We start from the raw sequence: 26,120 nt of genomic DNA on the forward strand, positions 1-26,120 counted from the left end.
GCGAGGCCGAGCGCCAGGCCCAGGAGGCCGCACGGACCGAGGCGTCAGTCGGCGCCTCGACGGCGGCCTGACATGGGCAGCGGCGCCCCGTCCGGGGGCGTGCGCGCCAGCTCGCCGCACCCGCAGCGCGGGTGGCGGCTCGACCCGCGCAGCCGCGGCACGGCATCGGGAGCAGGAATCTCGATGCAGGCCGTGGCTGCGCGGGGCACCAGCCCGTCCAGGGCTGCCAGGACCTGACCGAGCGCGACGGCCGCGGCCGACGCCGCGAGCAGCGTCTCCTCGCTCCGGTGCGCGGACGCCTCGCGCAGCTGTCGAGCGACCTGCGGCCAGCAGGGGTCCACGTCCGCGCGGTGCAGGTCCGCGCACGTCAGGCACGGGTCGAGCCCCGGCCGGACGAACGGCCCGACCACGACGTCGGCCTCGCGCACCACGACTGACAGGTGCGCGACCCCCGCACCCACCAACCTCCGGACCCGGACCGGGTCCGCGGCTCCGTGCTCGACCACGACGACGACGTCGGGCGCGGGGGCCCGCGCCTCCTCCGGCGTGACCGGGGTCGAGGTCGTCACGACGCCCGGAGCGACCTCCTCGACGATGCGCCGCACCGCGCCCTCGCGCGGCGACCCGACGTCCCGCAGCCGGTAGGCCCCGCCCCCGACGTCCGTGGTGAGCACCGTGCCCGGGTCGTCGAGCACGAGCGCGCCCACCCCCGCCGTCGCGAGATGGACGGCGAGCGCGGCACCCACCCGGCCGAGCCCGACGACCCCGACCGTCGCCCGGGCGCGCGCCGCGAGGACGCGGTGCCCCGCGCCGTCGGGCAGCAGGGCCGACAGCACCGCGAGGTCCGCCGCGCCGTGGCCCGGGGCGGGCGACGCCGGCCGGCGCCGGCGCGCCGCCACGAGGAGGTGCGCCTCGTCGAGCAGGCGGACGAGCGCGGCGCGGCGCGTGCGCTGCGCGGGGGAGCCCGGGACGTCGGGCGTGTCGCCGCGCCGCGCGGGCCCGGCGAGCGCCCGCAGCCAGCGCTCCTCGTCGGCGTCGAGCCCGGTGAGCCGCACCGACCACCGGGGGTCGGAGCCGACCTGCACCTCGCCGGGTCCCCGCCGCAGGAGCGGCGCCTCCGGTCGCAGCACGCGTCGTCGCTGCACGGCTCCTCCGTCCGTCGTCGTCCGGGCGCCCGGCCGGCCGCCCGCCGTCAGCCTGGCACGGCCCCGAGGCGCGCCGACGGTTGTCCACAGGCTCCGTGCCGATGGTCGGGCGGGGAGGATCTCTTTGCCGTCGCCACAGGTCTCCACGTCGTCCGCTCGACCGAACTCCGCGGGAGAGCGCGCCACTCCGCGCGCGCCCCTGCCATTTCGTGGCGAGAACCACTACGGTCTGAGGCGTGGTCCGGGAGACGATCGTGGAGGTTCGGCGCAGCCGCCGACGCAAGAGCACGGTGAGCGCCTACCGCGACGGCGAGCGCACGATCGTCGCGATCCCGGCGCGGTTCACGCGCGCGCAGGAGCGCGAGTGGGTCCAGCGCATGCTCGACCGCCTCGCCGACTCCGAGCGGCGGCGGCGGCCGTCGGACTCGGAGCTGGAGCGCCGCGCCCTCGAGCTGTCCGACAAGTACCTGGACGGCCGCGCGCGGCCCACGAGCGTGCGGTGGGCGGGGAACCAGGACCGCCGGTGGGGCTCGTGCACGCTCATCGACGGCACGATCCGCATCTCGACGCGCGTCCGGGGGATGCCGTCCTGGGTGCTCGACTACGTGCTCCTGCACGAGCTCGCGCACCTGCTCCACGCCGGCCACGGCCCGGGGTTCTGGAAGCTGCTCGACGCCTACCCGCGCACGGAGCGGGCGCGGGGGTTCCTGGAGGGCGTGTCGTTCTCGCGCGACGCGGACCTCGAGCCGGACGACGCGGACGTCGAGCCGGACGACGTCGAGCCGGGGGACGGCGCCGCGGGAACCGCGGCACCGCCCGCGGGCGCCGAGGACTGACCCGGTCAGGTCAGCGCGGCGCGCCGCCCGGGCCGGTCGCCTCGCCCGTCCCGCCGTCGTCCGTCGGTCCTGCCGCGTCCGGGTCGTCCGCGGGCGCGTCGTCCGCCGGGGCGTCGTCGTCCGAGCCGTCGGCCGTCGCCGGCCCCGACTCGGTGGTGGGTGAACCCTCCGCGGCGCGGAAGATCTCCTCGAGCGCGCGGTCGACGTCGGCCTCCTCGGCGCGGGTCGCGGCGCGCCGGCCCTCGTAGCCGGACGGGTCGTCGAGGTCGGTCCCGTCGGGCAGCAGGTCGGGGTGGTCCCACACGGCGTCGCGCGCACCGGCGCCGGACTGCGCCGCGATGAGCGCCCACAGGGCGGCCGCGTCGCGCGAGCGGCGCGGGCGCAGCTCGAGGCCGACGAGCGTCGCGAACGTGTGCTCCGCGGGCCCGCCCGCCGCCCGACGACGGCGCAGCATCTCCCGCAGCGGGACCGCGTGGGGCAGGTGGGGGAGCGCGGCGACGGCGGTCACCTCGTCCACCCAGCCCTCGACGAGCGCGAGCGTCGTCTCGAGGCGCAGCAGGGTCGCCTGCTGCTCGGGCGTGTTCTGCGGGCCGAAGACGCCGCCCGACAGCGCGCGCTGGAGCGCGTCGGTGTCCGCGAGGTCGACGTCGGCGAGCTGCGACTCGAGCGCGGAGAGGTCGATGGTGATGCCGCGCGCGTAGGCGTCGACGAGCCCGCGCAGGTGCCCGCGCAGCCACGACACGTGCGTGAACAAGCGCGCGTGGGCGGCCTCGCGCAGGGCGAGGAAGAGGCGGACCTCCTCGGCGGGGGCGTCCAGGCCCTCGGCGAACGCCGCGACGTTCGTGGGCAGGAGGACCGTCGCGGGGCGGTCGAGCAGCGGCAGCCCGACGTCGGTCGCGCCGAAGACCTCGCGCGAGAGCGTCCCGGCGGCTTGACCCACCTGCATGCCGAACACCGCGGAGCCGAGGCGCCGCATGAGCGCGGCCGGGTCGCCCGCGGGCAGCCCGAGCGCACCGGCCGGCAGACCGGGCAGCGTGAACCCGACGCCCGGCAGGGCGGAGGTGTCGTCCCCCATGCCCTCGGGGAGCTGGTCGCGCAGGACCGTGGCGAGCGCGTCCGCGACGGACGCGGCGACCGGGGCGACGAGCTCGTTCCACGCGGGGAGCGTGTGCTCGACCCACTCGGACCGGCTCCACGCCTGGCTCTTCCCGCCCGACGGCGGCAGGTCGGTGACGGCGTCGAGCCAGAGCTCGGCGACGGACAGCGCCTCGGTGACCGCGCGCTGCTGCGCCGGCGAGATCGACGGGTCGCCCTCGGCGACGGCGACCTGGCGCGCGACGTCGTGCGAGACGTCGGTGTTGACCGGGCCGTCGCTCGGCGTCGAGAGCATGCGCTGCACCTGCGCGAGGACGTGCTGGAAGAGCTGCGGGTCGGCCGCGCCGCCCGCGGCGAGCGCCTGCGGGTCGAGCCCGCGGGCGCGCAGCTCGCGCAGCGCCTCGTCGGCGTCGGGCCCGAGCATCGAGCGGAGCAGCTCCTCGAACCGCGGGTCGAAGGGCGTGTCGTCGTCCGGTCCGGGCGTGCGGTCGGGGGGAAGGCTGCTCATGGCGACTCCTCACGGTAGCGTCGGTGATCACCGTAACCACGATCGAGCGCCGAGAACGGGGGCTGGGCCATGTCCGAGGGCCGGGTTCGCTCACGGCGCAGCGAGGCGCTCCCCGCGGCGGGCGAGCCCCCGGCCGGTCCGGGGGAGGACCCCACGGCGAGCACGGTGACCGCCCCGGCGGACGAGGTCGCCGACCCCGACCCGGTGGTGGTCGTCGGCGTCGGGCAGGTCGCGGACGCGGTGCGCGCGGGCCTGGGCGCCGCCGAGGCGTCGCCCGTGGACGCGCTCGTCTGGCCCGCCGGTGCGCGACGGCTCGTCGTGGTCGCTCCCGCGGGGGAGTTCGGGACGCCGCGCGCCCGGACGGACGCGGAGCAGCGCGCGCGCCTCGCGCTCCTGGGCCGGCGTGCGGGGGAGGCGGCGGTCGCGGCGGGGATCGAGCACGTCGTCGCCGTGTCGTCGGCCGCGGTGCACGGCGCGTCGCCCGAGCGGGGCGTCATCGACGACGACGACCCCGTGGCCGCCGACGACGGGCCCGGCTTCGCGGGCGACCTCGTCGCGTTCGAGGACGCGCTGCGTGACGCGCTCGACGGGGTGCCGCTCGCGCTCGTGCGGCCGGCGGTCGTCGTCGGGCCGGGCGTGGACACCGTGCTCACGCGGCACTTCGAGGCCCCGCGCCTGCTCACGGTGCGCGGCGGCGGCCGCACGTGGCAGCTCGTGCACGTCGACGACGTGGTGGGCGCGGTGCGCGTCGCATTGGACCAGGGTCTCGTCGGCGGTCTGACGGCCGGGCCGGTGCGCGACGGCGAGCCCGACGCGCTCGACTCGGAGACGGTGGCCGCGGCGGCCGGGATGCGCACGGTGCAGCTCCCGCCCGCGACGGCGTTCGGCACCGCCGAGCGGCTGCACCGGGTCGGCGCGCTCCCGTCCCCGGCGAACGACCTCGCGTTCGTCGTGCACCCGTGGTCGGTCTCGGCGCGGCGCCTGCACGACGCCGGGTGGCGCCCGGAGTGGTCGGGCGCCGCGGCGCTCGAGGTGCTCCTGGCCGAGGTGCGCGGCCGCACGGGCGTCGGGGGTCGCCGGTTCGGCGGCCGGGACGCCGCGGCGCTCGGCGCGGCCGGGGCGGCCGTCGCGGTCCTGGGCACGGCCGCCGTCTGGCGGCAAGCCCGCTCGCGCCGTCCGTAGGGGCGGCTCCCGGGCGGCGTCCACGCCGTCGGCAGGGAGATCCCAGCAACCTCGGGGATGATGTCCCGGTGAGCGACGCCCCCTCCTTCGACGCCCTCCTCACCGAGGACGAGCACGACCCGCCGCCCGTGACCCGGCGGTCGCTGACGTTCGGCATCTCCCTGCTCGCGACGACGCTGCTCGTCGCGGGCCTCGCGATCCTGCCCGCGCCCTACGCGGTGCGGTCGCCGGGCCCGACGGAGGACACGCTCGGCCAGCAGGACGGCACGCCCCTCATCTCGATCACGGGCGCCGAGACGTACGACTCGACGGGCGAGCTGCTCCTGACGACCGTGTCCGTCGCCGGCGGCCCGGGCTACCCGGTGAACCTCGGCCAGGTGGTGCAGGGCTGGTTCGACCGCTCGCGCAGCGTGCGCCCGGTCGAGGAGGTCTTCCCGACGGGCCGCACCAAGGAGGAGACCGAGCAGCAGGGGCAGGCCGAGATGATCAGCTCGCAGGAGAACGCGACGGTCGCCGCGCTCACCGAGCTGGGGTACGACGTGCCTGCGGCGCTCACGGTCGAGGGGACGGTGCCGGACAGCGGGTCCGACGGCGTCGTCGAGCCGGGCGACGTCATCGTCGCGCTCGACGGCACGCCCGTGCGGACGTACCAGGACCTCATCGACAGTCTGGCGGCGGTCGACCCGGGCGACGACGTGACGCTGCGCGTGCAGCGCGACGGCGCGGAGACGGACCTCACGGTCGCGACGACCGACGGCGGCGACACCGCGCTGCTCGGCGTGTTCATCGACCCCGCGTTCGACTTCCCGGTCGACGTCGAGATCCAGATCGAGGACATCGGCGGCCCGAGCGCGGGCACCATGTTCGCGCTCGGGATCGTCGACCAGCTCACGCCCGAGGACGAGGCGAACGGCGTCGTCATCGCGGGCACGGGCACCATGAGCGTCGAGGGCGACGTGGGACCGATCGGCGGCATCCAGCAGAAGCTCTACGGCGCGCTGCGCGACGGCGCGACGTGGTTCCTCGCCCCGCAGGCCAACTGCCCCGAGGTCGTGGGGAACGTGCCCGACGGCCTGCACGTGGCGGCGGTCTCCACGCTCGCCGACGCGCGCGCGGCGATGGAGGCGATCGGCGCCGGCGAGGGCGACTCGCTGCCCACGTGCGAGGCGCGCGGCTGACGACGCCGCGGGCCGTCAGTCCTCGAGCGTCGCGCGCAGCGCCTCGACCAGCCCCGGCACGAGGTCCGGTCCGCCCGCGACGTCCGTCGCCGAGTCGTGGGCGCGCGACCGGACGGCGCACCACGTGGTGCCGTCGCGCAGCACGCCGACGGCGAGGCGCACGTCCTGCCGGTCCGGGTGGTTCGTGAGGTAGTCGAGCGCGGCGTCCGGGTCGTCGGGGACGCCCTCCTCGGCGGCCGGCGGCAGCACGATCCGCTCGACGACGAGCGCGGCGCCGTCGACCGTCGCCGGCCACGCGACGCGGGCGAGCCCGTCCTCGAGGTCGCCGTCCACGGCGAAGCCCTCCTGCTCGATCGACAGCAGGTGGTGCGGGTCCGCCTCGGCCGCGGCCACGACGTCGGGCGGGAGCCGGTCGGCGAGCGTCGGGTCGGCGCCGAGGGCGCCCGCCGTCCCGACGAGCGCGAAGAGCCGGGGAGGGACGTCCCAGCCCGCGTCGGCCGCGTGCGACTCGATCTCGTGCACCGCGAGCGCGAGCGCGTGCTGCGGGGTGGGGCCGCCGGGCGCGACCGGGTCGGGACCGGCGTCGGGTCCGGGCACGGGGGTGGTGGCGTCGGGACCGGGGGCGGCGTCGTCAGGCTGGGGCATGACCCCATCGTCCCTCATCGGCGCCGCCCCGCGCCGCCCGGCACCGCCGTGGGCCGGGTGCCGGCCGTCCCCCACGAGGCGCCGGACCGTGGGAACCTTGGGGGAGGACCGGGCGTTGACCCCGGTGCACGCCCGAGCCACGACCGAAGAGGTATACCCACCGTGTCATTCGCCGCAGCGCCCCGCCGGCCGTCCTCCGGGGGGCGGCCCGCCCGGCGCCGGAGCCCGATCGGGATCGCGATCGCCGTCGTCGGCGCCCTCGTCGTCCTCCTGCTCCTGCTCGCCCAGTTCTGGACCGAGGTGCTGTGGTTCCAGCAGCTCGACTTCGCGAACGTCCTGTGGACCCAGTGGGGCACGCGCATCGCCCTGTTCGTCGCGGGCTTCCTCGTCATGGGCGGGCTCGTCTTCCTGTCGTTCTCGCTCGCGTACCGGTCGCGGCCCATCTACGCGCCGTCCACCCCGGAGCAGGCGACCCTCGACCAGTACCGCGAGGCGATCGAGCCGCTGCGCAAGGTCGTCATGATCGTGGCCCCGGCGCTCGTCGGCTTCTTCGCCGGCGCGGCGGCGTCCTCGCAGTGGCAGACGGTCCTCCTCGCGCTGAACTCGGTCCCGTTCGGCACGACGGACCCGCAGTGGGGCATCGACCTGTCCTTCTACGTCTTCACGCTGCCCGCCCTCCGGTTCGTCGTGAGCTTCCTCATGGCGGTCGTCATCATCGCGGGCATCGCCGCGGTCGCGACGCACTACCTCTACGGCGGCCTGCGGATCGGTGGCGGCTCCGACGCGGGCCCGCGCACGACGACCGCCGCGCGCGTCCAGCTCTCGGTGATCGCGGCGCTGCTGCTCGTCCTCATCGGCGCGAACTACTGGCTCGACCGGTACTCGATCCTCACGTCGGGCGGCGCGAAGTTCGACGGCGCGTCGTACGCGGACGTGCACGCGGTGATCCCGTCCAAGGCGATCCTCACGGTCGTCGCGCTCTTCGTCGCGGCCCTGTTCGTGGTGACCGCGGTGCGCGGCAACTGGCGCCTGCCCGCCATCGGCGTGGGCCTCATGGTGGTCTCCGCCATCGCGATCGGCGGGATCTACCCGGCCGTCGTCCAGCGCTTCCAGGTCACGCCGAACGCGCAGGACTTCGAGGAGGAGTACATCCAGCGCAACATCGACGCGACGAAGGCCGCCTACGGCATCGACGATGTCGAGACCGAGCAGTACAACGCCAAGACCGAGGCCGAGGCCGGCGCGCTGCGCGAGGACGCGGACACGACGGCGTCGATCCGCCTCCTGGACCCGGAGATCGTCAGCCCGTCGTTCAGCCAGCTCCAGCAGAACAAGCAGTACTACCAGTTCTCGAGCTCGCTGTCGGTGGACCGCTACACGATCGACGACGAGAGCCGCGACACCGTCATCGCCGTGCGCGAGCTCAACCAGGACGGCCTCGGTGCCGACCAGCGCAACTGGGTCAACGACCACACGGTCTACACGCACGGCTTCGGCGTCGTGGCGGCGTACGGCAACCAGATCGGCCCCGACGGCCGGCCCGCGTTCTACGAGGGCTCGATCCCGTCGACGGGCGCGTTCACGGACGCGGGCGGCTACGAGCCGCGCATCTACTTCTCGCCCGAGGCGCCCGAGTACTCGATCGTCGGCGCGCCCGAGGGTCGTGAGCCCTGGGAGCTCGACTACCCGGTGGACGACGCGGGCGGCCAGGTCAACAACACGTTCCCCACGGACGAGATCGAGGCCGGGCCGAGCGTCGGGTCGTTCGTCAACAAGGTGCTCTACGCCCTGAAGTTCGGGTCCGAGCAGATCCTGTTCTCCGACCGTGTCACGGACGAGTCGCAGATCCTCTACGACCGCAGCCCGCGCGACCGCGTCGCGAAGGTCGCGCCGTACCTCACGCTCGACGGGCGCGTGTACCCGGCGGTCGTCGACGGCCGCGTGAAGTGGATCGTGGACGGCTACACCACGTCGAACGCCTACCCGTACTCCACGTCGGAGTCGCTCGAGGACTCGACGCGCGACTCGCTCGTCGCGGCCAACTCGGTCGAGGCGCTCGCCCCGCAGCAGGTGAACTACATCCGCAACTCGGTCAAGGCGACCGTCGACGCGTACGACGGCTCGGTCGACCTGTACGCGTGGGACACGGAGGACCCGGTCCTCCAGGCGTGGTCGAACGTCTTCCCGAGCTCCGTGCAGCCGCTGTCCGAGATCTCGGGCGACCTCATGAGCCACCTGCGCTACCCCGAGGACCTGTTCAAGGTGCAGCGCACGCTCCTCGCGAGCTACCACGTGGACGACGCGAACGAGTTCTTCTCGGGCCAGGACTTCTGGCGCAGCCCGGAGGACCCGACGGCGAGCGGGAACGTCAAGCCGCTCCAGCCGCCGTACTACCTCACGCTGCAGATGCCGAGCCAGGAGGCGCCGACCTTCTCGCTCATGTCGACGTACATCCCGGGCGGTGGCTCGGACCGCAACATCCTCACCGGGTTCCTCGCGGTCGACGCGGAACCGGGCAGCGAGGCGGGCGTGCGGTCGGAGGACTACGGCACGCTGCGGCTCCTCGAGCTGCCGCGCAACGCGACGGTGCCCGGACCGGGTCAGGTGCAGAACAACTTCAACACCGACCCGACGGCGGCCGACGGCCTGCTGGCGCTGCGCCGCGGTGACTCGACGGTCATCAACGGCAACCTGCTGACGCTGCCGGTCGGTGGCGGCCTGCTCTACGTCCAGCCGGTGTACGTCCAGTCGACCGAGGGCACGCGGTTCCCGCTGCTGCGCAAGGTGCTCGTCTCCTTCGGCGACGAGATCGGCTTCGCCGACACGCTCGACGAGGCGCTGGACCAGGTGTTCGGCGGCGACTCGGGCGCGAACGCCGGCGACGCGGACGGCGGCGTCGAGACCGAGGTCCCGGACCAGCCGGCCGACGGCGAGTCGCCGGACGCGGGCACGACCGACCCGGACACGACCGACCCCGGCACCGAGCCCCCGGCCACCGAGGAGCCGGCCCCGCCGGCCGACGGCGGCACGGTCGACGGCGGCGCGCGCGCCGAGCTCGACCAGGCGCTGCGCCAGGCGCAGCAGGCCATCGAGGACGGCCAGGCGGCGCTCGCCGAGGGCGACTTCGCGGCCTACGGCGAGGCGCAGGACCGCCTCCAGCAGGCGCTCGAGTCGGCCCTCGCGGCCGAGCAGGCGCTCGACACCGAGTCGTCGGCGGGCTGACTCACCGGTCGCGCGAGCGACGCAGCGCCACGGGCGGGCGGGGACACCAGCGAGTGTCCCCGCCCGTCCGTCGTCTGCGGCCGACCGGGACGGAGTTGTCATTTCCCGCGCCGGGCGGGAGGATCGCTCCTCGTGACTTCTGCAACGGTTTGCAGCAACGCTTTCAGCGCGGCGGGCGACGAGACCACGACCGTGCCGGCGGTGCGGCTGCACCACACCTCCGGCGCCGAGCTCGTGGTCACGCTGCGTGGCGCCGCCGTCCTCGCGTGGCGCGCCCCCTGGCGCGGCGCCGACGGCGTCGAGCGCGTCGAGGACCTCGTCGACGGGTACGCCGACGAGGCGGAGGTCGCCGCGCACGACGCCGCGCGGTCGGCGCTCATGGCGCCGTTCGTCAACCGCCTCGCGGGCGGGGAGTACGTGTTCGACGGCGTCCGGCACCACGTGCCCCCGGTGCTCCCCTGGGAGCCGCTCACCATGCACGGGTTCGCGCGCACGCTCGACTGGACGGTCGTCGAGGACGCGGGGGAGGGCGGGGTCGCCGCGCGCGACACGGCGGCCGCCGACGGGGCGGAGCGGGAGTCCGTGACGCTCCGGACGGTCGTCCACGCCGACGCGCACGCGGGCTACCCGTTCGCGCTCGTGCTGGAGGTCCGGTACGTCCTCGGCGCCGGCTCCCTCGACGTCACGCTGTGCGCCCGCAACGTCGGGACGACGGCGGCCCCCGTCTCGCTCGGCTGGCACCCCTACCTCCGGGTCCCCGGGCACGGCACGGTCGACGCGTTGGAGCTCACGGTGCCGGCCCGTCGCGCCGTCGTGACCGACGGCGGGATGCTCCCGCTCGCGGGGGAGGCCGCGTTCGGGGCGATCGACGGCGTCGGTCCGCTCCCGCTCGCGGGCACGAGCCTCGACCACGCGTTCGCCGACCTCCGGGCCGACGCCGACGGCCGCGCGCGCACGGTCGTGCGCGACCCCGCCACGGGGCAGGGGCTCGCCGTCTGGCAGGAGCGTGGCCTCGTGCACGTCTACACGGGCGACGGTCTGGCGCGGCGGGGCCGCGCCGCCATCGCGGTCGAGCCGGTGGAGACCCTGACCGACGCGTTCAACCGTCCCGACTGCGCCGCCGACGTGCGGCTCGAGCCGGGGGCTGTCCGCGAGTTCGGCTTCGGGGTCGAGGTCCTGGCGTGACCCACGTCTCGTCCACCCGATTTGGCCTGGTCCGGAACCTCACGTAGAGTAGTGATCACCGACGCGGGGTGGAGCAGCTCGGTAGCTCGCTGGGCTCATAACCCAGAGGTCGCAGGTTCAAATCCTGCCCCCGCTACTCCTGAGAGGCCCTCGGTCAGCAGAAATGCTGACCGAGGGCCTTTCGCTTTGTCCCGTGCGCGGGCGGTGTCCTCGTGCTGTGACGCGCCCCACCCGGCCGAGGCGCGGGCGGGGGAAGCCACGGCCCACGGCCCGGCGTTATCGTCAGTGGCCGGTGCCCACCACTCCCGCGGGCGCCCGACACCCGGAAGGTCACCATGCGCCGTCTGCGTCCCCGTCCCGCCGTCCTGACCGCCGTCACGGCGGTCGCCGCGCTCACGCTGGCGGCCTGCTCGTCGGGAGGCGACGGCGGCGACGCCGCGAGCCCGAGCGAGAGCGCGTCGGGAGACGCGCAGTGCGAGCCCGGTGCGCTCCCGACGCTCACCGACGGCGTGCTGACCGTCGGTGCGGGCGAGCCGTACTCCCCGTGGTACGTGGGGGAGCAGGACTCGGGCGAGGGCTTCGAGTCGGCCCTGATCTACGCCGTCGCGGACCGCCTGGGCTACGCGGCCGACGACGTGGTGTGGGAGACGGTGACGTTCGAGCAGATCATCAGCCCGGCCGTGAAGCCGTTCGACGTGGCGGCGTACCAGACGTCGATCACGGACGAGCGCAAGCAGGCCGTCGACTTCTCGAGCCCGTACCTCACGACGCGCCAGGGCGTCATCGTCATGGAGGACGGCCCGTACGCGGGCGCGACGACGCTGGCCGAGCTCGACGGCGCGCGCATCGGGGTCACCGCCGCCCAGACCAGCCTCACGCTCGCGGAGGCCGCGTGGGGCGAGGACGCCGACATCTCGCCGTACAGCGCTGCGGGCGACGGCATGCAGGCGCTGCAGTCCGGAACGATCGACGCGATGGTCATGGACGTCGACCAGGGGGTCGCCGCCTCGACCGAGTACTTCCCGGACTCCGTCGTCATCGGCACCCTGCCGGACGAGGGCGTCGTCGAGCAGTACGGCCTCGTGCTGGACCTCGGCTCGGAGCTCACGGACTGCGTGTCGCAGGCCGTCGACGACCTGGAGGCGGACGGCACGCTCGCCGAGCTGCGCACGACGTGGCTCAAGTCGGACGACATCCCCGTCCTCCAGTGACCCGGCCATGACCGTGCCCGACGACGCGCGCCCGCCCGGAGGCGTCGGGTCGCCCGACGCCGTTCCGGCCGCCGCGTGGTCGCCGTCGCCGCTCGCGCTCGACCGGGCTGCGTTCCGGCGTGCGCAGCGGCGGCGCTCGCTCCTGGTCGCGCTCGTGAGCACGGTGCTCGTCGTCGCGGCGGTCGTGCTCGTCGTCGTGAACGCACCGGGCTGGGAGCGCGCGCGGACCGCGTTCTTCGACCCGGCGATGGCGTGGGAGTCGCTGCCCGCGATCCTCGAGGGCCTGTGGCTCAACCTGCGCGTGTGGGTCGTCGCGGGCGTCGTCGGCACGGTGCTCGGGCTCGGCCTCGCGGTCGCGCGCACGAGCCGTATCCCGGCGCTGTTCCCGCTGCGCGCGTTCGCGACGGTGTACGTCGACCTGTTCCGCGGCGTGCCGCTCCTGCTCGTGCTGCTGCTCGTCGGGTTCGGGCTGCCGGCGTTGCGGCTGGAGTGGCTGCCGACGTCGGGCGCGTTCCTCGGCGCGCTCGCGATCGTCCTCACGTACACCGCGTACCTCGCGGAGGTGTTCCGCGCGGGCATCGAGTCGGTGCACCCGTCGCAGGTCGCGGCGGCGCGCTCGCTCGGCCTCACGCGCGCGCAGACGACGCGGCGCGTCGTGCTGCCGCAGGCGGTGCGCAACGTCACCGCGCCGCTCGCGAACAACCTCGTCTCGCTGCAGAAGGACTCGGGCCTCATCTCCGTCCTCGGCGCCGTCGACGCGATCCGTGCCGCGCAGATCGCGACGACGGGCAGCTACAACTTCACGCCCTACGTCGTCGCGGGGATCCTGTTCTTCCTCGTGTCGTTCCCGCTGACGCGCGCGGTCGACGCGTACCAGGCGCGCCGCGGCTGGGGCCGGTCGCTCGCGACGGTGAGCGGGGCGGGGGACATCCGATGAGCGCGTCTGCGACGTCCGGCGCGATCCCCCAGGACGCGCGTCACCTGCTGTCCCTGCGCGGCGTGCGCAAGACGTACCCGGCTGCGGGCGCCCCGGGCGGGCGACGGGTCGTTCTCGACGGCATCGACCTCGACGTCGACGCCCACCGGTGCGTCGTGCTCGTCGGGTCGTCCGGATCGGGCAAGTCGACGCTGCTGCGCGTCGTCAACCTGCTCGACGAGGTCGACGACGGCCAGATCCTGCTCGACGGCGAGGACGTCGCCGACCCGCGCCTCGACGCGAACCGCGTGCGGGCGCGCATGGGCATGGTCTTCCAGGCGTACAACCTCTTCCCGCACCTCACGGTGCTCGACAACGTGACCCTCGCACCCCGGCTCGTGCACCGGCGCTCGCGCGACGAGGCCGAGGCGGCGGCGGTCGAGATGCTGGGTCGCGTCGGGCTCGGGCACAAGGTGACGTCCTATCCCGACCAGCTCTCGGGCGGCGAGCAGCAGCGCGCGGCGATCGCGCGCGCCCTCGTCAACGGCCCCGAGCTGCTCCTGCTCGACGAGGTGACGTCCGCGCTCGACCCCGAGCTCGTGGGCGAGGTGCTCGACCTGCTCGCCGAGCTGCGCGCGGAGGGCCGCACGATGCTCGTCGCGACGCACGAGATGGGGTTCGCGCGCCGCGTCGCCGACGAGGTGTGCTTCCTGCACGAGGGCCGCGTCCACGAGCGCGGCGCTCCCGAGCAGGTGCTCGGTGACCCGCAGCGCGAGCGGACCCGCGCGTTCCTCCGCCGCCTCCACGCCTGACCCCGCCCCTCGGGACCGCGCCGAGCACCGCCCGACCCGGCCCGAACCTCGATCAGCCTCGCAGCACGAGCACGACCGTCGCAGCGACCGACGCGCAGGTGCCGAGGACGTACGGCCACGTCCACGTGCGCTGCCCGGCGACACGCAGCACCACGGCCACCGCGAGCGCGGCCAGGGCGAGCACGGGACCGTCGACGAGCGGGGCCAGGTCGACCGAGACGCGCAGGGTCTCCAGGAGCGGTGGCGGCAGGGGGACGAACGGCTGGCTCTGGCGGGCCGCGCCGTCGGGCACGAGCCACAGCGTGCGCAGCACCGCCAGGACCGCGAGGACGCGCGGCAGGGCGCGCAGGAGCGCGCCTCCGACCCGAGAACGGTCCCAGGACGACGACGCGGCGGGTCGGACGGGACGTGCGGACCGTGCGGCGGACGCCGGGGCCGCCTCCTGGCGCGGCCCCGGCGTGGCCGCGGACGTGCCGGCGGCGCGCGGGGCCGGGGCGCTCGCGACCGCCGCACCGGTGATCCGCGGCCGGACGGACTCCGGACGCACGGCGGGCGACGACGGCGTCGGGCCGAGGTGCCGGACGGGGCTCCGGCGCGGCGGGACCGACGGCGGGACCGGCCGGCCGACCTGCGTGGCGACGAGGTCGGGGGAGTCCATGACGCGGGTCCGTCCGACCGCAGGCGGGACCGGCTCCGGCCGGGGCCGCCCCGACGGACCACGACCCAGCGTGGAGACCCGCTGCACAGGCACCGGCCAGGGACGCGGGTCCGGGGAGCCGGACTCCGGCACCGGGACGGGGCCGGCCGTCCGCGACCGCGCGGCCCGGGCCACGGGCTCGGCGCCGGAGCCCGGCACGGGGAGCATCGGGTGCGTCGGGCGACGATACTCGCGCCACCCGCGCAGGGTGTCGGGGTGGCCGGCGGGCGGTGCCGCGGCCTGCCACCGCATCGCCTGCCAGAGCCAGTCCTTGAGCTCCGCCGGGGTCCGGCCGTCGGCCACGTGCGCGCCGATGCTCGCGACGTGGTCCGCGATGACCTCGGCGGCCGCGCCGTCGAACCCGTCGCCGTGCACCTCGGCCAGCACGCTCATCAGCGTCGCGTCGTAGACCAGGGCGTGCCACGGCTCCCGGACACGGGCCGCGTCGGCCGCCCTGCCGACCGGCGTGACCTCCTCCGCCCGTTCGGCCCGGACGGGTGCGCCGGTGGCGGCGGCCAGCCCGGCGACGGGACCCAGCGCGCGCTCGGCCGCGGTGGCGCCGTCGGCCACGATCCGTGACGTGAGGAGCAGGGTGTCGTCGGGGGCCTCCCCGGCGAGCCGGGCGCGCAGCACCCCGACGACGCTCTCGAGCGCGGGCCGGTGGTTCGGCTGGTAGCGGGTCGTCGACAGGATGAGGTCCTGCAGGTGGGGGTCGATCTCGGGCGGCTCGGCCGGGGACGGGGCCGGCTCCGTCCCGGCCGGCACCCCGACCAGGTCGTCCGGGACCTCCCGCACGAGGTCGTCGGCCTCGAGGTCGCGGCCGAGGAAGTTGAGGTCCGCCGGCACGACCCCCGTGGTGGCGAAGATCAGGAGCAGGCCGAGCGCGTACACGTCCGAGCGGGGGTGCACGCGGCGGGCGAACAGCTCCGGCGCCATGTACGCGAGCGTCCCGACGGGCTGGGTGGACGTCGCCGTGTCGAACAGCTTGGCGATGCCGAGGTCGATGAGGACCGCCCGGTCGCCGTCGACCATGATGTTGGCGGGCTTCAGGTCGCGGTGCACGCAGTGCTGCTCCTGCAGCACGAGCAGGGCCTCCGCGACGTGCGACGCCAGCCGCAGCGCCTGCCGTCCGTCCAGCGGGCCCGATGCGCGGACCTGCTCGCGCAGCGTGGTGCCGGGGACCAGCTCCATGGCGAACCACGGCTGGTCGTCGTCCAGGCCCGAGCGCACGAACGCGGGGAAGCCGCGCCCGCCCACGGCCTCCAGCAGCCTCGCCTCCTGCGCGAAGCGCTCGCGGGAACCCTCCTGGAGACCCGTGAGCACCTTCACGGCGACCTCCGCGCCGTCCGCGTCCGTCGCGCGGTAGACGTGCGCGAACCCGCCGTGCCCGAGCACGTCGCCGAGGGTGAACGGGCCCTTGCGGTCACCGCTCGCCGGCACCTGGCGGACGGGCCGGCGGGGCAGCGGCGTGGGGCCCCGCCCGGCGTCCGGGGAGGCGTCCGGAGCGACAGCAGGTCGGACGGAGACGTCGGTCGCCACCGCGAGGGCGGGCTGCTCGGGGCCGGGCATGGGCGCAACGTTACAAGCGCGCCGCTCCGGGACGGAGCAGACAACTCCGACGGCCCGGGCCGCGAGCGGCGCGTCGACCTGGGAGGCTGGACGTCATGGTCAACCGCCTCGCCGCCGCCGTGAGCCCGTACCTGCGCCAGCACGCCGGCAACCCGGTCGACTGGTACCCGTGGGGCGCCGAGGCGTTCGCGGAGGCGCGCCGCCGGGACGTGCCGGTCATGATCTCGGTCGGGTACGCCACGTGCCACTGGTGCCACGTCATGGCGCGCGAGAGCTTCTCGGACCCGGACATCGGCGCGCTCCTCGCGCGCGGGTTCGTCGCGGTGAAGGTCGACCGCGAGGAGCACCCCGACGTCGACGCGAGCCTCCTCGCCGCGGCGAGCGCGTTCACCCCGGACCTGGGGTGGCCGCTCACGGTGTTCACGACGCCCGACGGCGCCCCGTTCTACGCGGGCACGTACTGGCCGCCCGTCCCCGTGGCCGGACGCCCCGCGTTCCGGGACGTGCTCGACGCCGTCGCGCAGGCCTGGGAGCAGCGGCGCGACCAGGCGGTCGAGACGGGGGACGCGATCCGCGCGGCGCTGCGCGACGCGGCGGCGGGCCGCCGGACGGGCGTGCCGCGCGCGGCGGCGACGGCGGTCGACGGCTCGGGGGCGTCGGGCGGCGCGGACGCCGGGCCGGTCGCCGACCCGGCCGAGCACGCCCGCCGGGTCGTCGAGCGGCTGGAGGCGGCGGAGGATCGCGTGCACGGCGGCTTCGGGGGCGCCCCCAAGTTCCCCGTCGCCCCGACGCTCGAGCTCCTGCTCGACGTCGCGGCGTCGTCCGTCGTCGACCCGGAGGTCGCGCGGCGCGCGCTCGTCCTGGCGGGACGCACGGTCGACGCGATGGCGGCGAGCCCGCTGCGCGACGTCGACGGCGGCTTCTTCCGGTACGCGACCCGGCCGGACTGGACGGAGCCGCACTACGAGCGGATGCTCTACGACAACGCGCAGCTGCTCTCGGCCGCGACGACGCTCGCGGTGCTGCGCCGGACGGGGCCCCTGGACGGACCCCTGCGCACGCCCGCCGAGGCGCCCGGCACGCCCGACCCGGGCGAGGACACCGCCGAGGTGGCGGGCGACGTCGGGCGCTTCCTCCTGCGCGTGCTGCGTCTGGCCGACGGCGCGTTCGCGAGCGCGCAGGACTCGGAGTCCGTCGTGGACGGCGAGCGGGTCGAGGGCGGGTACTACCTGCTCCCGCCGGGCGAGCGCGCGCACCACGAGCCGCCGCCGCTGGACACGAAGGTGCTCACAGGGTGGAACGGGCTCGCGATCGAGGCGCTCGCCCGCGCCGGGCACCACCTCGGCCTGCCCGACCTCACGGACGCCGCGCGCGCGGCCGCCGACCGGCTGCTCGCGACCCACGTCCGGGCCGACGGGTCGCTCGTGCGCGCGTCGGAGGGCGGCGTCGCCTCGGACGCCGTCGCGACGCTGGAGGACCACGGCGCGCTCGCGACGGCGCTCCTCGTGCTCGGGGGCCTCACCGGCGAGGCGCGGTACGTGCGCGAGGGCCTGCGCCTCGTCGACGCGACGGTCGGCCCGGACGGCGACCTCACGCCCCCGCAGGGCACGGACCCGGTGCTCACCGACCTCGGGCTGGCGGCCGGGGCGGCGGCCGACCCCTCGGAGGGCGCGGTGCCCTCGGGCACGACGGCGGCCGCCCGGGCCGCGCTGCTCGCCCACCTCGCGACGGGCGAGCCGCAGTACCGGGACGCGGCGCTCGCGCACGCCGCCGCTGCCGCCGCTGCGAGCGAGCACCCGCTGGGCGCGGCGGGGGTGCTGCGCGTCGCCGTCGGGCTCGCGGAGCCGCCCCACCAGCTCGTGGTCGTCGCCGACGCCGACCGGCGCGAGGGGTTCCTCGCCGCCGCGCGCGACTGGTACCACCCGGGCGCGCTGCTGCTCGCGGCGACGCCCGACGACGCCGCGACCCTTGCCGCCGACGGCGTCGCCCTGCTCGCCGACCGCGGCCCGGGCGCCTACCTCTGCACGGACTTCGTGTGCCGGCTCCCGGTGCACGACCCCGCGGCGCTGCGGGACCAGCTCGGCGCCCGGACACCCTGAGACCGGGGGTGCAGCGCACTCCCGGCGGTCGCATGATGGAAGGACGGTGCGGCACGAGGAGGAGCCATGAGGGCATCGGTCGGGGACAGGATCGTGACCGCCTCGGGCGTCGTCGGCGGGGCGGTGCGCGACGGGGTCGTGGTCGAGCTGCGGCACGAGGACGGCTCGCCGCCGTACCTCGTCGAGTGGACGGACACGGGCGAGCGGACGCTCGTCTACCCGGGGTCGGACAGCTACGTCGAGCACGTCCCGGGAGCGGAGACGGGCGACGGCACGGACACCACGAAGGTGTGGCGCGTGCAGGTGAGCGTCGTCGAGTCGGAGGGCCGGACGACGGCGGAGGCGGTCCTCGTCGCGGAGACGCCCGATCACGTGCGGACCGTCGGGCGGGCGCGGCGCGACCCGCACGACCGCGACGTCCCGCTCATCGGCGACGAGATCGCCGTCGGGCGGGCGCTGCGCCGGCTCGCGGACCGGCTGCTGGACGACGCCGAGTCGGACATCGCGTCGTCGACGGGCGCCCCGGCGCACGTGCACCAGTGACGCGGCCGGGCGAGGGCGTGGCGCGCGGTGCCGCGGACGCCGCCGTGCGGGCGCTCGTGCACGGGCGCGTGCAGGGCGTCGGCTTCCGCTGGGCGACGCGCGAGCGGCTCGCCGCGCTCGGCCTCGACGGCACCGCGACCAACCGGCCCGACGGCACCGTCGAGGTCGTCGCGTCCGGGGCGCCGGACGCCGTCGACCGCCTCGTCGCCTGGCTGCGCGACGGCCCGACCCCGGGCGACGTCACGCACGTCGACGTCGAGCGGGCGCACGCCTCCTGAGGACGCGCCCCGGCGCTCCCGGGGTCCCCGGCGCGACCGGCGGCGGGCTCAGCCGTCCGCGCGTGCCAGCACGGACTCCCAGTGCCAGGGCTCGGGCACGCGCCCGTCGGGCTCGGCGAAGTCGGGGTGGGTCCAGCCGTAGGTCTCGGCGTGCTGCTTGAGCCACTCGTACTGCGGGGTGCCGAACGCCTGGACGCCGCCGCCCAGGTCGACGGCGAACCCCAGCCCGTGGTTCGAGCACCCGGGCGGCGCCGCGATGGGCGACGACGGGTCGTACAGGCCCTGCTGCTCCTCGAACGTCCGGTAGGAGGAGTTGATCGTCAGGTGCACGCCGAACCGCTCGACGTACGCGGCGTCGAGGGCGACGAGCCCGTCCAGCACGTCGGCGCGCACCCGGTCGGTGGGGGACCACGGGATCGGCGCGAGGGCGGAGTCGGGCACGCGGCCGCTGTCGGGGTCCCACACCTGGTCCGGCGCCGGGCACGAGACGGCGTCCTGCGCGACCGACGTCTCCTCGGTCGACGTGCTCACGACCCCGAGGCCCGCGCCCAGGTCGAGCACCGCCTGCTCGAGCGTCACGAGGTCGTCGCCCGCGAGCCCCGCGTCGGCGGCGGCGTCGGCCGCGGCCGCGGTGTCCAGCGCGTCGCGCAGCCGGGCGCGGACCGCCTCGTCGGCGCCGAGCCCTTCCGTCGCGGCGTAGATCTTCTCGCCCAGCTCGCTGGCGGTCGCGAGGCTCGCGCGCGCCGTCGTCACCTCGTTCCGCGCGTGGTCGAGCATCGAGGCGTGCACGGCGTCCGAGGCCGACACGAGCGAACGGTCCGCCGCCTCGGTCCCGGTCGTCATCCGGTCGAGGAACGGCGCCGTGAGCAGGGCGCGGGCGTCGTCCACCTCGCTCGTCAGCGCGGTCCGCACCGCCGGGTCCGCGACCTTCCCGTCCGACGCCGCGAGCAGGTCCTCGGCGGTCGCGGCGCGGTCGGCCAGCGCGTCGTACTCGGTGTCCCGGTACCAGGCGAACGCCCCGCCGCCCCCGCCCAGCACGAGCACGAGCGCCACGACGGCCGCGATCCACGCGGCCCGGTGCCGGCGCGGCTCGCGCGCGTGCCGACGCTCCCGGCCGCCCGGCGGGTGGTCCGCGGGGCCGGCGGGCGGGGCGGTGCTCGTGGCGGTCACACCGCCAGAACCTACGGCACGACGGCGGCCCTCCCGGACGGATCCGGGGGTGCGCACGGACACGCTCACGGCTTGCTCACGAACCCCGACCGGTCCGTGCGTCGGCGGGCGCCGTCGTGCATCAGCCGGGGCGGGACGACCCTCCCCAGATGGTGTCCCCGACGCGCCGCCGGGGGCGGATCGGGGAGGGACCATGAAGCGGCTGGTGCTGTGCTGCGACGGCACGTGGAACTCGCCGGTGAACGCGAGCGTGTCGAACATCGAGAAGATCGCGCGCTCCGTCCGCACCGGGATCGGACCGGACGGCGTCCAGCAGATGGTGTTCTCCGTCGAGGGCGTCGGGGCGCAGGGCTACCTCGTCGACCGGCTCCTCGGCGGGGCGTTCGGCTACGGCCTGACGCGCAACGTCGTCGCGGGGTACCGCCACCTCGCGCTCAACTACGAGCCCGGCGACGAGATCTACGTTTTCGGGTTCAGCCGCGGGGCGTACACCGCGCGCAGCGTGGTCGGCATGGTCGCGACCGTCGGCCTGCTCACCCAGGACGCGCTCGCGCGCGACCACCTGTGCGAGGCGGAGGAGGTCTACCGCGACCGCGACCCCGCCCGCCGCGCCGAGCGTGCTCGCACGTTCCGCGCCGCGTACTGCCACGACCACGTGCCGGTCGCGTTCCTCGGGGTGTTCGACACGGTCGGCGCGCTCGGCGTGCCCGGCCTGTCGCGCCGCCGGAGCCGGTTCCACGACCTGCGCCTGTCGACCGACGTCCGGTGCGCCCGCCAGGCGCTCGCCATCGACGACCGCCGCATCACCTTCGAGCCGTGCCTGTGGGACGTGCCCGTGGCCATGGCGCCCCGGGTGAAGCAGGTCTGGTTCCCCGGCGGGCACAGCGACGTCGGCGGCGGCGCACGGGCACGCGCCCTGTCGGACACCGCGCTGCTGTGGATGCTCGGCGAGGCCGTCGGGCGCGGTCTCGTCGTCGACGAGGAGCGCCTGCGCGCGCAGCTCCACCGGGACGACGAGCTCGTCTGCCGCGTCCGCCCCGGGCTGCTGTTCGGCGCGCTCAACCTCGTCAAGCGCCTGCACCACCGCCCGCGCTTCCGCGGCGCGCTGCGCGTCCTCGCGGGCGTGCCCACCCCGCCCGAGACCGTCGACGCCGTCTACCTCGCCGAGACGGCGGTGACGCTCAGCGCCGACCCCGCGTCGGTCTACGCGCGCCACGCGCGGAACCTTGCCTGGTGGCGCGACAGCGCGGGCCCGGACCTCGCACGCCTCGTCGAGCCGGTGCCGGGCGCGGCCCAGGAGACCCGGCCGCTCGCCCTCGCCTGACCACGGGTGCCGGCCGCGTGCCATGCTGGGCAGCGTGAGCGAGCAGACCCCCGACCGCGTCCCGGCCGAGCAGCTCGTCCCCGCCGACGCGCACGTCCTCGGGGACCCGGCCGCGCCCGTCACCATCGTCGAGTTCGGCGACCTCGAGTGCCCGTACTGCGCCGCCGCCGCCCCGGTGCTGCGGCAGGTCGTCGAGTCCTCCGGCGGCCGGGTGCGTCTCGTGTTCCGCCACTTCCCGCTGTTCGAGATCCACCCGCACGCGCTGTCGGCCGCGCTCGCCGTCGAGGCGGCCGCCGCGCAGGGTCGGTTCTGGGAGATGCAGGCCGCGCTGTTCGCGCACCAGGACCAGCTCGGCGAGGCCGGGCTCGCCGAGCGGGCCGAGGAGCTCGGCCTCGACGGCGCGTCGGTCGTCGGGGACGCGGCCCAGCGGTACGCCGCGCCGGTGCAGCGCGACTACGCCGACGCGCTCGCGGTCGGCGTGCAGGGCACGCCGACGCTCTTCGTCGACGGCGTCCGCTACCGCGGGCGCGTCACCGCGGAGGGCCTGCGGGCCGCCGTCGCCGCCGCCGCGCGGCCGTAGGGCGCTCGCGGGTCGGGGCGCCCGGGCGTCGCCCACACTCGTACCCGTGGGGTGCCGTGTCGTGCGCTCGGGCGCGCGGTCACGTGGTCGCGGGCGGGTGCCAGGGGAGCGGCGGGAGCTCGGGCGGCGGGCCGTCCGCGCCAGGCGAGCACAGAGGCCAGCGCTCGCCGAACAGCCGGAGCGCCACGGAGCCGAGCACGGCGGCGACGAGCGAGCCCGCGAGGATGCCGATCTTGGCCTGCTCGACGAGCGCCTCGTCATCGAACGCGAGCTCGGCGATGAAGAGCGAGATGGTGAACCCGATGCCGGCGAGGATCGCCCCGCCGAGCAGGTGGGAGTACCGCACCCGCCCCGGGAGGTCGCCGAGGCCGAGGCGCAGGGCTAAGGTCGCGGCCCCGAAGATGCCGACGGCGTTGCCCACGACGAGCGCGACGGCGACGCCGATCGTCACGGGCGACGTGGCCGCCGCGCGCAGCGACTCGCCGTCGAGCTGCACGCCCGCGTTCGCGAGGCCGAAGACGGGCACGACGACGTACGCGCTCCACGGGTGCAGCACGCGCTGGAGGCGCTCGCTCGTGGGCACGGCCGCGCGCGCCGCGAGCTCGGTGAGGTGCTCGCGCTCCGCCGTCGTCTCCTGCGCGAGCCGCTTGGCGTACTTCGGCACGACGGCGACGTCCACGGGCCGCGACGAGCGCGACGGCACGAGCAGGCCCACGAGCACCCCCGCGAGCGTCGCGTGCACGCCCGACGCGTAGACCGCGCCCCACAGCGCGATCCCGGCGAGCGCGTACGGCGCGAGGCGCCAGACGCCGAGCCAGCGCAGCACGAGGATCACGACGACGAGCACGGCGGCGACGAGGAGGCCCGGGAGCCAGAGGTCGTCGGTGTAGAAGAGCGCCATGACGGTGATGGCGCCGATGTCGTCGACGACGGCGAGCGTGAGGAGGAAGAGCCGGAGCTGGTCGGGGCAGCGCGGCCCGAACAGGGCGAGGATGCCCACGAGGAACGCGGTGTCCGTCGACATGACGATGCCCCACCCGTGCTCCGCGGGAGACCCGGCGTTGAACGCGACGTAGATGAGCGCGGGGACCGCGAGGCCGCCCAGCGCGCCCAGCGCCGGGACGGCGACGGTGCGGCGGTTGCGGAGCTCGCCGCTCGTGACCTCGCGGTTGATCTCCAGGCCGATGACGAGGAAGAACACGGCCATCGCGGCGTCGTTGACCCAGTGGTGCAGGTCCATCTCGAACGCCCACGGCCCGACGCGCCAGCCCGCCTCCGTGGACCAGAGCGCGTCGTAGGCGCCCGACCACGCGGAGTTCGCCCACACGAGCGCGACGACCGTCGCGGCGAGGAGCAGGACGGCGCCGCCCGCCTCCGTCGCGAGGAACGAGCGCAGCGACGGCGCCACGGGGCGGAGCTGGAAGCGCAGCGGCGGGCCCGGCCGGGCGGGGACGCGGACGACGGGGAGGGACGACGGCGGAGCGGGCTCGGTCACTGGGCCTCCGGGTGGGTCGGGACGGGGCGACGCCCCGGGCGTCGGACCTGCGCTGGGACAACTCTTCCGGGCGGCAGATCCTTCCGCAACAGGCCTCGCAGGAGCGCCGTGGGCGCGAAGCCGCGAGCATCCCCGTCCACATGGTGGAAAAGTTCTTCCGAAACTCTTGTGGCGTCCGTCACGCGCTGCTAGCGTCGAGCGTGCCAACGGCGGGCCCGGGCCGAGCGACACGCTCGGTGGTCGACACGTTCGATCCGACACCGGCAGCTACCTACCAGGCGGACGTGACAACTCGCCTGCAGCGGCCCGCCGGCCGCCTCCTCCCGGCTCACCGACGAGCCCGGACGCCGGAGGCGGAGCACCCGGCGTCGCTGCCCGAACCGTGGAGACTCACCATGGACACTCTTGTCGTGGACACCGCACACCTGGACCGAGCCGTCGCCCTCGCGGTCGACAGCGTCGCGCACGCCGGAGGACCCTTCGGCGCCGTCGTCGTCACCGCCGACGGGCAGGTGTTCGAGGGCAACAACCGGGTCACGCAGGACAACGACCCGACCGCGCACGCCGAGGTCACCGCGATCCGGCGCGCGTGCGCCGCGCTCGGCACCTTCGACCTCACGGGCGCGACGCTCTACTCGAGCTGCGAGCCGTGCCCCATGTGCCTCGCGTCCGCCCTCTGGGCGCGCGTGCACGCCGTCCACTACGCCGCCGACCGGTACGACGCCGCGCGCGCCGGCTTCGACGACGCCGCCTTCTACGACTTCTTCGACGCGGACCCGGCCGACCGGGTCATGCAGGTCGTGCACGAGCGCACGGCCACCGCCACCGCGCCGTTCGACGCCTGGCGCGCCCTCGAGTCCCGGGTCGAGTACTGACCGGCCGCGCGGCAGGTCGGTACCTCAGGAAAGGGCACAAGGACGTGACTCTCCTCGGCATGCGGCGGGAGACCGCCGGGAACGACGACGCACGCGGCACCGGACGGGCCCCCGGCCGGCTCGACCGCTTCTTCCGGATCACCGAGCGCGGCTCGACCACCGGGCGCGAGCTCCGCGGCGGGCTGGTGACCTTCTTCGCGATGGCGTACATCGTCATCCTCAACCCCCTCATCCTCGGCGGGACGAGCGCCGAGAACGCGCCCGTCGACGTCGCGGGCGGGTGGCTCCAGACGGCGCAGGTCGGCGCGATGACCGGCCTCGCCGCCGGTGGTCTGACCATCCTGTTCGGGCTCGTCGCGAACCTCCCGTTCGCGCTCGCGGCCGGGCTGGGCATCAACTCGTTCCTCGCCGTCGCCGTCATCGGCGACGTGACGTGGCCCGAGGCGATGGGGCTCGTGCTCGTCAACGGCCTGCTCATCGTGCTGCTCGCCGTGACGGGCGCGCGGTCGGCGATCTTCAACGCCGTCCCGCGCCAGCTCAAGGCCGCGATCACGGTCGGCATCGGCCTGTTCATCGCGTTCATCGGGTTCGTCGACGCCGGGTTCGTCACGCGCACCCCGGGCGGGCCGCCGGTCCAGCTCGGCGACGGCGGGTCGATCACCTCGGTCCCGACGCTCGTGTTCGTCGTCGGGCTGCTCACCATGGGCGTCCTCGTGGCGCGCAAGGTCAAGGGCGGGCTGCTCATCGGGCTCGTCGCGACGACCGTCGTCGCGATCGTCGCCGAGTCCGTGCTGCACCTCGGCCGGGCGTCGGAGACGAACCCCGGCGGCTGGCACCTCACCGTGCCCGCCCTGCCGAGCTCGCTCGTCTCGGTGCCCGACCTCAGCCTGTTCGGGCAGCTCTCGTTCGGCGCGTTCGACCGGATCGGGGCGCTCGCGGCGACGATGCTCGTGTTCACGCTGTTCTTCACGAACTTCTTCGACGCGATGGGCACGATGACGGGGCTCGCCAAGCAGGGCGGCCTCGCCGACGCGGACGGCAACTTCCCGCGCATCAAGTCGGCGCTCGTCGTCGAGGGCGTGGGGGCGGTCGTGGGCGGCGCCACGTCGTCGTCGTCGAACACGGTGTTCGTCGACTCGGCGGCGGGCGTGGGCGAGGGGGCGCGGACGGGCCTCGCCTCGGTCGTCACGGGCGGGCTCTTCCTCGTCGCGATGTTCCTCACGCCGCTCACGGCGGTGGTGCCGATCGAGGTCGCGAGCGCGGTGCTCGTCGTCGTGGGCGCGATGATGATGGGCCAGATCAAGGAGATCGACCTCACCGACTTCACGGTGACGCTGCCGGTGTTCCTCACGATCGTGACGATGCCGCTCACGTACTCGATCGCGAACGGCATCGGCATCGGGTTCGTCACGTGGGTCCTGCTGCGGACCGCGTGCGGGAGGGCGCGCGACGTCCACCCGCTGCTGTGGGTGGTCGCGGCCGGGTTCGTCGTGTACTTCGTGCGCGGTCCGCTCACCGCGGCCGTGGGAGGCTGAGCCTCGACATCGACCGCACG

At 75.6% G+C, this 26,120-nt stretch carries 21 protein-coding genes and 1 tRNA gene; 16 read left to right on the forward strand and 6 right to left on the reverse strand.

Translation table 11 applies throughout. The features are described from left to right. Positions 1 to 44: 44 nt before the first annotated feature. On the reverse strand, positions 45 to 1,145 hold the full coding sequence (locus HKK73_RS05865) for a ThiF family adenylyltransferase (protein WP_171467620.1): 1,101 nt from the start codon (positions 1,143 to 1,145) through the stop codon (positions 45 to 47). A 236-nt stretch (positions 1,146 to 1,381) separates the two neighbouring features. Here HKK73_RS05865 and HKK73_RS05870 point away from each other — a divergent pair, with 236 nt between their 5' ends. Then, positions 1,382 to 1,981: a YgjP-like metallopeptidase domain-containing protein gene (locus HKK73_RS05870; protein WP_253705808.1), complete on the forward strand. Its 600-nt coding sequence runs from the start codon at positions 1,382 to 1,384 to the stop codon at positions 1,979 to 1,981. Positions 1,982 to 1,991: 10 nt separating this feature from the next. Here the strand turns inward: HKK73_RS05870 and HKK73_RS05875 are convergent, their stop codons facing one another. Continuing rightward, positions 1,992 to 3,584, reverse strand: coding sequence for a zinc-dependent metalloprotease (locus tag HKK73_RS05875; RefSeq protein ID WP_171467621.1), 1,593 nt, complete (start codon positions 3,582 to 3,584; stop codon positions 1,992 to 1,994). Between the two features lie 165 nt (positions 3,585 to 3,749). Between HKK73_RS05875 and HKK73_RS05880 the strand changes: the two genes are divergently transcribed. Together HKK73_RS05880 and HKK73_RS05885 are read left to right on the forward strand one after the other, a co-directional pair. After that, the gene (locus HKK73_RS05880) at positions 3,750 to 4,766 is read left to right on the forward strand and encodes an NAD-dependent epimerase/dehydratase family protein (protein WP_171467622.1); all 1,017 of its coding nucleotides are present in this window, start codon (positions 3,750 to 3,752) and stop codon (positions 4,764 to 4,766) included. Between the two features lie 68 nt (positions 4,767 to 4,834). Beyond that, positions 4,835 to 5,944, forward strand: a complete 1,110-nt coding sequence (locus HKK73_RS05885; protein ID WP_171467623.1) for a PDZ domain-containing protein — start codon at positions 4,835 to 4,837, stop codon at positions 5,942 to 5,944. Positions 5,945 to 5,959: 15 nt separating this feature from the next. Here the strand turns inward: HKK73_RS05885 and HKK73_RS05890 are convergent, their stop codons facing one another. Then, positions 5,960 to 6,589, reverse strand: coding sequence for a PPA1309 family protein (locus HKK73_RS05890; RefSeq protein ID WP_253705810.1), 630 nt, complete (start codon positions 6,587 to 6,589; stop codon positions 5,960 to 5,962). A gap of 162 nt (positions 6,590 to 6,751) precedes the next feature. On the opposite strand from HKK73_RS05890, the gene HKK73_RS05895 reads away from it, so the two are divergent. From HKK73_RS05895 to HKK73_RS05920, 6 genes are all read left to right on the forward strand, one after another. Further along, complete coding sequence (locus tag HKK73_RS05895) at positions 6,752 to 9,811, forward strand: UPF0182 family protein (RefSeq protein WP_034652842.1); 3,060 nt, start codon at positions 6,752 to 6,754, stop codon at positions 9,809 to 9,811. 132 nt (positions 9,812 to 9,943) lie between these two features. Continuing rightward, positions 9,944 to 10,996 carry an aldose 1-epimerase gene (locus HKK73_RS05900; protein WP_171467624.1) on the forward strand — a complete coding sequence of 351 codons (1,053 nt, stop codon included), beginning with the start codon at positions 9,944 to 9,946 and terminating at the stop codon, positions 10,994 to 10,996. Between the two features lie 62 nt (positions 10,997 to 11,058). Then, positions 11,059 to 11,132 (forward strand) — tRNA-Met (locus HKK73_RS05905). A gap of 199 nt (positions 11,133 to 11,331) precedes the next feature. Next, positions 11,332 to 12,207: an ABC transporter substrate-binding protein gene (locus HKK73_RS05910; RefSeq protein ID WP_171467625.1), complete on the forward strand. Its 876-nt coding sequence runs from the start codon at positions 11,332 to 11,334 to the stop codon at positions 12,205 to 12,207. Positions 12,208 to 12,214: 7 nt separating this feature from the next. Next, entirely contained in the window at positions 12,215 to 13,144 is a 930-nt protein-coding gene (locus tag HKK73_RS05915) for an amino acid ABC transporter permease (RefSeq protein ID WP_085388326.1), read from the forward strand. Next, positions 13,141 to 13,935 (forward strand): amino acid ABC transporter ATP-binding protein, encoded by a 795-nt coding sequence (locus HKK73_RS05920; RefSeq protein ID WP_171467626.1) that lies wholly within the window; start codon positions 13,141 to 13,143, stop codon positions 13,933 to 13,935. Before HKK73_RS05915 ends, HKK73_RS05920 begins: the two co-directional genes overlap by 4 nt. A gap of 52 nt (positions 13,936 to 13,987) precedes the next feature. On the opposite strand, the gene HKK73_RS05925 is transcribed toward HKK73_RS05920, so the two are convergent. Beyond that, positions 13,988 to 16,201: a serine/threonine-protein kinase gene (locus HKK73_RS05925; RefSeq protein ID WP_171467627.1), complete on the reverse strand. Its 2,214-nt coding sequence runs from the start codon at positions 16,199 to 16,201 to the stop codon at positions 13,988 to 13,990. Positions 16,202 to 16,296: 95 nt separating this feature from the next. On the opposite strand from HKK73_RS05925, the gene HKK73_RS05930 reads away from it, so the two are divergent. The 3 genes from HKK73_RS05930 to HKK73_RS05940 all read left to right on the forward strand — a co-directional run bounded on the left by HKK73_RS05930 (position 16,297) and on the right by HKK73_RS05940 (position 19,121). Further along, positions 16,297 to 18,300, forward strand: coding sequence for a thioredoxin domain-containing protein (locus HKK73_RS05930; RefSeq protein WP_171467628.1), 2,004 nt, complete (start codon positions 16,297 to 16,299; stop codon positions 18,298 to 18,300). A 66-nt stretch (positions 18,301 to 18,366) separates the two neighbouring features. Next, positions 18,367 to 18,843 carry a dsRBD fold-containing protein gene (locus HKK73_RS05935; RefSeq protein WP_171467629.1) on the forward strand — a complete coding sequence of 159 codons (477 nt, stop codon included), beginning with the start codon at positions 18,367 to 18,369 and terminating at the stop codon, positions 18,841 to 18,843. Then, the gene (locus HKK73_RS05940; RefSeq protein ID WP_144680514.1) at positions 18,840 to 19,121 is read left to right on the forward strand and encodes an acylphosphatase; all 282 of its coding nucleotides are present in this window, start codon (positions 18,840 to 18,842) and stop codon (positions 19,119 to 19,121) included. The genes HKK73_RS05935 and HKK73_RS05940 overlap by 4 nt, the downstream gene beginning before the upstream one ends. A 48-nt stretch (positions 19,122 to 19,169) precedes the next feature. Here HKK73_RS05940 and HKK73_RS05945 read toward each other — a convergent pair whose 3' ends face one another. Further along, positions 19,170 to 20,291 (reverse strand): M15 family metallopeptidase, encoded by a 1,122-nt coding sequence (locus HKK73_RS05945; RefSeq protein WP_171467630.1) that lies wholly within the window; start codon positions 20,289 to 20,291, stop codon positions 19,170 to 19,172. A gap of 193 nt (positions 20,292 to 20,484) precedes the next feature. On the opposite strand from HKK73_RS05945, the gene HKK73_RS05950 reads away from it, so the two are divergent. Both HKK73_RS05950 and HKK73_RS05955 read left to right on the forward strand, forming a co-directional pair. Next, positions 20,485 to 21,615 (forward strand): DUF2235 domain-containing protein, encoded by a 1,131-nt coding sequence (locus tag HKK73_RS05950; RefSeq protein WP_163184545.1) that lies wholly within the window; start codon positions 20,485 to 20,487, stop codon positions 21,613 to 21,615. A gap of 34 nt (positions 21,616 to 21,649) precedes the next feature. Then, positions 21,650 to 22,195: a DsbA family protein gene (locus HKK73_RS05955; protein WP_228485261.1), complete on the forward strand. Its 546-nt coding sequence runs from the start codon at positions 21,650 to 21,652 to the stop codon at positions 22,193 to 22,195. A 79-nt stretch (positions 22,196 to 22,274) separates the two neighbouring features. Here the strand turns inward: HKK73_RS05955 and nhaA are convergent, their stop codons facing one another. After that, on the reverse strand, positions 22,275 to 23,690 hold the full coding sequence (nhaA, locus tag HKK73_RS05960; protein ID WP_051876943.1) for a Na+/H+ antiporter NhaA: 1,416 nt from the start codon (positions 23,688 to 23,690) through the stop codon (positions 22,275 to 22,277). A 395-nt stretch (positions 23,691 to 24,085) separates the two neighbouring features. Here nhaA and HKK73_RS05965 point away from each other — a divergent pair, with 395 nt between their 5' ends. Both HKK73_RS05965 and HKK73_RS05970 read left to right on the forward strand, forming a co-directional pair. Beyond that, positions 24,086 to 24,565 carry a nucleoside deaminase gene (locus tag HKK73_RS05965; RefSeq protein WP_021482997.1) on the forward strand — a complete coding sequence of 160 codons (480 nt, stop codon included), beginning with the start codon at positions 24,086 to 24,088 and terminating at the stop codon, positions 24,563 to 24,565. A gap of 59 nt (positions 24,566 to 24,624) precedes the next feature. Continuing rightward, positions 24,625 to 26,100 carry an NCS2 family permease gene (locus HKK73_RS05970; RefSeq protein ID WP_171467632.1) on the forward strand — a complete coding sequence of 492 codons (1,476 nt, stop codon included), beginning with the start codon at positions 24,625 to 24,627 and terminating at the stop codon, positions 26,098 to 26,100. The last annotated feature ends 20 nt before the right edge of the window (positions 26,101 to 26,120 follow it).

Source organism: Cellulosimicrobium sp. 72-3 (assembly GCF_013127315.1).
In the GTDB taxonomy this organism is placed as follows: domain Bacteria; phylum Actinomycetota; class Actinomycetes; order Actinomycetales; family Cellulomonadaceae; genus Cellulosimicrobium; species Cellulosimicrobium funkei.

Bases quoted from the DNA above. Each gene is read 5' to 3' on its own strand.
- HKK73_RS05875 (WP_171467621.1), bottom strand. From the start codon at position 3,584: ATGAGCAGCCTTCCCCCCGACCGCACGCCCGGACCGGACGACGACACG.
- HKK73_RS05890 (WP_253705810.1), bottom strand. From the start codon at position 6,589: ATGCCCCAGCCTGACGACGCCGCCCCCGGTCCCGACGCCACCACCCCC.
- HKK73_RS05910 (WP_171467625.1), top strand. From the start codon at position 11,332: ATGCGCCGTCTGCGTCCCCGTCCCGCCGTCCTGACCGCCGTCACGGCG.
- HKK73_RS05915 (WP_085388326.1), top strand. From the start codon at position 12,215: ATGACCGTGCCCGACGACGCGCGCCCGCCCGGAGGCGTCGGGTCGCCC.
- HKK73_RS05920 (WP_171467626.1), top strand. From the start codon at position 13,141: ATGAGCGCGTCTGCGACGTCCGGCGCGATCCCCCAGGACGCGCGTCAC.
- HKK73_RS05925 (WP_171467627.1), bottom strand. From the start codon at position 16,201: ATGCCCGGCCCCGAGCAGCCCGCCCTCGCGGTGGCGACCGACGTCTCC.
- HKK73_RS05930 (WP_171467628.1), top strand. From the start codon at position 16,297: ATGGTCAACCGCCTCGCCGCCGCCGTGAGCCCGTACCTGCGCCAGCAC.
- HKK73_RS05935 (WP_171467629.1), top strand. From the start codon at position 18,367: ATGAGGGCATCGGTCGGGGACAGGATCGTGACCGCCTCGGGCGTCGTC.
- HKK73_RS05950 (WP_163184545.1), top strand. From the start codon at position 20,485: ATGAAGCGGCTGGTGCTGTGCTGCGACGGCACGTGGAACTCGCCGGTG.
- HKK73_RS05965 (WP_021482997.1), top strand. From the start codon at position 24,086: ATGGACACTCTTGTCGTGGACACCGCACACCTGGACCGAGCCGTCGCC.
- HKK73_RS05970 (WP_171467632.1), top strand. From the start codon at position 24,625: ATGCGGCGGGAGACCGCCGGGAACGACGACGCACGCGGCACCGGACGG.